1 protein-coding gene is annotated in these 633 nt (G+C 67.9%); it reads right to left on the reverse strand.

Annotation, left to right across the window (positions count from 1 at the left end):
- Positions 1–141: 141 nt before the first annotated feature.
- Positions 142–633 (reverse strand): chlorophyll a/b-binding protein (locus CVM52_RS28250; RefSeq protein ID WP_133120028.1); only part of this gene is annotated, 492 nt, incomplete at its 5' end.

Here is a 633-nt window from a genome sequence, read left to right on the forward strand (position 1 = left end):
AGACAGTAGATTGCTGCTACGCTCTTCTTTAGCCTCCAATCTGCGAGGCAAGGCGTCTGATCCGCTGCAGCCGTACGTCCCTAGGAGCTCACCCACCCCGCGCGCAATCGAGAACTGACTCGGTCGCCGGCAGCATGCAAATCATAGGCCGAGCGCGCCGAGCGGCGTCTTGCCCTGCCCGGCCTCGAAGTAGAAGGCGAGCATGGCAAGCATGGCGATGCGGGCGTGCTTGATCTCTGCCAGCTTGAGCCGCTCGAGCTTGTCGACGTCGGGGATGTAGACGCCGTCCTTGACGGTGCCGGCGAGGCCGAGCGGGTCGAAGAACTTGCCGCCCGGGTAGCCCTGCTCGCCGGTGAAGTTGGCGAAGTTCTCGGCGGTGCGGGACCAGGGCGTGGCCCACTCCACGGCCTGGGAGTCCGGGTTGAAGAAGTCCACCCACCGCTTCGACTCCACCCACCCCATCAGCAGCAGCTGCGTGCCCAGCAGCGACCCGAAGGAGAAGGGCGCGATGGCGCTCGGGTCCGCGCCGGCCTCGAACCACGGGATGCCGCTCCACGCCTGCCCCACGAAGATGCCCAGCACGGCCGCCAGCGCCCGCCGCCCGTGGATCAGCTCCGCGGCCGGGCACCACTG

Source organism: Pseudooceanicola lipolyticus (assembly GCF_002786325.1).
In the GTDB taxonomy this organism is placed as follows: Bacteria; Pseudomonadota; Alphaproteobacteria; order Rhodobacterales; family Rhodobacteraceae; genus Pseudooceanicola_C; species Pseudooceanicola_C lipolyticus.